Genomic DNA, 3,183 nt, shown 5'->3' on the forward strand with positions numbered 1-3,183 from the left:
TCCTGCCCGATCCGCCGGATCTGATTGAGATACATTTCCTGCGACATGTCGCCGCGATTGCAGACGAGCAGGACATTGTTGGCTCCGGCATCGTCGCATTCTGCGATGATCCGCTCGACGATCTCGTCCGCCGTGCCAAGCGGCATATGCTGCGCCGCCCCCGTCACCGTTTCCATCGTCCATTCGTTGAAGACCGTGTCGTCCTCGGCGAGAGTTCCTTTGCGGCCCTCCCGCAGATGCTCGAATGCTGTCGAACTGTAATATTTGGTCTTGGCGACATCCTTCTGCCACACTTGCCCGTAACGCAGCAGCGTGTTGAACAGATACATCAAGTGGCCGCCATATTCCTCGATCGCCTGTTCCTTCGAATCCGCGACATAGCAATCGACCATTACGCTGATCTTGTTGGGATCGACCTTGCGGCCGTGTTGCGCCTGGCACTTGGCGAAATAGCGGATCGTGTCCTCGCGCATGGGCCCGGCGAAAACGCCCGGCGTGATCGTCGCGTCGTGCGCGGCCGCCCATTCGATCGATTCCTTCGATCCGGTCAGCGGAATCCAGATTGGCGGATGGGGTTGCTGCACCGGGCGCGGCCAAATCGAGACGTCGTCATATGAGTAGAACTCACCAGAGAACGACATCGAATCATCGGTCCAGGCTCGCCGCATGACTTCATAGGCTTCTTCGAAGCGCCCGCGCGACTCACTCATCGGCACATTGAAGATCTTGTATTCGCGGGGCGCGCCCCTGCCGACTCCGCAGATCAGCCGTCCATTGGTCATGCAGTCGAGCATCGCGATCTCTTCGGCAAGCCGCAGCGGCTCATGGATTGGCAGCAGATTGGCGTAGATCAGGATCTTGATCTTTTCGGTCAGCTGCGAAAGTGCGGCCGCCATGAGATTGGGCGAGTTGCCAAGACCGAACGGCGTGCAATGGTGTTCGTTGATGGCGATCCCGTCGAAGCCCTGCTTCTCCATTTCCTGCCACGCAGCGATGTGATTGCGGTAGGTCGCGACCGCAGCTTCGGGTTCGAAATGCTGTTTGACGAGCCGCACCATCTCGCCGCCTTCACGAAACTTGTCGACATTCTCGGCGTAAGCGGTCCAGTCGAAGATGAATACCTGCATGGCGGCCTCCGTCTTAAGCCTTGATCGCTCTCGTACTAGCCGTGTAGCGATTGCCGCGAGCGAGAAGGGAAGGAAGTTTGGCATGAAGAAGACCTTCGTAGGCTTCGTTCAACGCACTGAAAAATGGGATAATTCCAAGGAACCTCAAGAGCATGAGGGTTTCCCCGATCATGCAGCCTTTATGGGTTCGCTGGAGGAAAAGGGCTTCATTGCCATGGCTGGACTCATGCTGCCATCCAGCGAGATCATCTTCGTCTTCCTTGCCGAAAGCGAAGACGAGGTTCGCGCCACCATGGCCAGGGATCCGTGGCAGATTTCCGGGCTCGCAAGGCTCGTTCGGCTCGAAGAGACGATGTTCCGAATCGGCGCGCCTAAGCAATAGGATTCTGCTGCCCGGGCTCATTCGTCGAACACCGCCAGGGTCCGTACTTCGAAACTTTCCCGCTTGGGGGAACCGGGCCGCGAAGTCGGATCGACGATCGCGGTATGACCGGTCATCTTCCACTCGGGATCGGCGGTGTCGTAAAGCTTGAAGACGAGTGCCTCATCGGGCTGCATGTGCGCGAAATAGTACCATTCGTGATCAGGATTGTAGGCCATGTTGAGCCCGGCGGGCTGGCCTTCCTCATAAGGCCCATCCTGCCTGCCGAAGCGCACCCGCAGGAAGTCCCGCTTGTCCACGCTGCGCCGGTCGCACACCGCAAGCGGCGAGTTCTCGACCGGCTTGGTGCCGCGCCAGACATTGATATTGACCAGCCGCTTTGCTCCCAGCTCGGCCTCGCGCCCGGGCGCCAGCCGGGGCAACCATTGACGCAAGGCGACTTCGTTGAAATCGACATGAGCGCTTAGCGCCGGCCCGCCGCCCTTCTCATCCTCGCCGCCGCGCCAAATGCCCATGAAGGCGAAAACCTCGCTTGCGCCGGTCAAGTCCTTCACCAACTGGCAAACCTGTGGGTAGTAGCGTTTCTCGAAATCTTCCTGGCTCGACCAATCGATATCTGTCGCGTGCCTGACCAGCGCGAAACCGTGGGTTTCCCACGAAGTATCGGACACTCGCGCATTGCGCACCCGACATTCGTGATCCTCCATTTCGAAGGAATAGCTGCCGTTCTTCTCGATCCAGCCGCCATCGGCCGCGCGCTCAGAATAGCGCACGAAAGTATCGATGTGGTCGGGCGCGGAACCCGATGCGGCGGTTGCATGCGCCAAGCGAACTCTCCCATGGCACCGCGGATTGGTGATCGCGGAGCCTTTGATGCAGAACATCCTTGCAGCTCTGAATGCCGGGAAAATAGTGGCGACATTCTGCGATCCTGGGAGATTCCAAAGACCGAATTGGCTGGATTCTTGCGCCGGCCTGCTACTCCTGTCTTCTGGTTCTATCCACCGAAGGGCACCACCGTACCCGGGATGAATGCGGCGTCCCAATGTTCGGAGATCTTGCCGTCTGCGATACGGAACATGTCGAACCACGTCGACGTGAATACGGTGCCCGCACGCCGCGGGTCGGGATGCTCGAGCGCGGTAACCAGCACCACAAATTCGCCCTCGGCCACCAGCGCCACCGCCGGCGCGTCGAGCACGGGCGGCGCGGCTGGTGCGTTGCGAGGATCGCTGAAGCCGCGAAACGGCGGAGCATGCTCGCCGCCGTTTACGTTGTGTTCAAGATAGCTCGCGGCGAGAAAACCCTTAGCAGCCGAGCGGCCGCCACGGCGCACCGTCTGCCACAAGTCGAGCACCAGGCGTTTGTTCGCCGCCAATGCCGGATCGGCGGAATCGGCCAGCTTTTCGAGATCCTTGCCGGTCACCCCCGTCACCGGAAGCGGGCCGCCTTCACCGGCAAAGGGCAATTGCGGGCTCGGCGTCCCCTGCACCGAATGCCAATGTTCGGCGAGCCGGTGGTCTGCGATACGAAACAGGTTGAAGTGGACCGACGCATAGTCCCCCTTGCCATCCGGCCGAGGCAATTCCTCGCGCATCGCCATAATCACCCTGTCGCCTTCGGCGACCATCGCAACCAAGGGCGGGCTGACCAGTTCAGGCACCGCCTCAAGCC

Annotated in this window: 4 protein-coding genes; 1 reads left to right on the top strand and 3 read right to left on the bottom strand. The window is 60.2% G+C overall.

Annotated elements, in window-relative coordinates; genetic code table 11:
• The coding region (locus AC16XC_RS02070; RefSeq protein ID WP_484032975.1) for an LLM class flavin-dependent oxidoreductase at positions 1-1,127 on the bottom strand (1,127 nt) is incomplete at its 3' end.
• Positions 1,128-1,209: 82 nt separating this feature from the next.
• Here AC16XC_RS02070 and AC16XC_RS02075 point away from each other — a divergent pair.
• Positions 1,210-1,509, top strand: a complete 300-nt coding sequence (locus AC16XC_RS02075) for a YciI family protein (RefSeq protein ID WP_484032976.1) — start codon at positions 1,210-1,212, stop codon at positions 1,507-1,509.
• 17 nt (positions 1,510-1,526) lie between these two features.
• Here the strand turns inward: AC16XC_RS02075 and AC16XC_RS02080 are convergent, their stop codons facing one another.
• Complete coding sequence (locus AC16XC_RS02080; RefSeq protein ID WP_484032977.1) at positions 1,527-2,336, bottom strand: CmcJ/NvfI family oxidoreductase; 810 nt, start codon at positions 2,334-2,336, stop codon at positions 1,527-1,529.
• 170 nt (positions 2,337-2,506) lie between these two features.
• Positions 2,507-3,183: hypothetical protein (locus tag AC16XC_RS02085; RefSeq protein ID WP_484032978.1), on the bottom strand; the 677-nt coding region annotated here is incomplete at its 5' end.

The organism is Candidatus Andeanibacterium sp., from assembly GCF_057143545.1.

Coding starts and splice junctions, on each gene's coding strand:
- AC16XC_RS02075 (WP_484032976.1), top strand. CDS start 1,210: ATGAAGAAGACCTTCGTAGGCTTCGTTCAACGCACTGAAAAATGGGAT.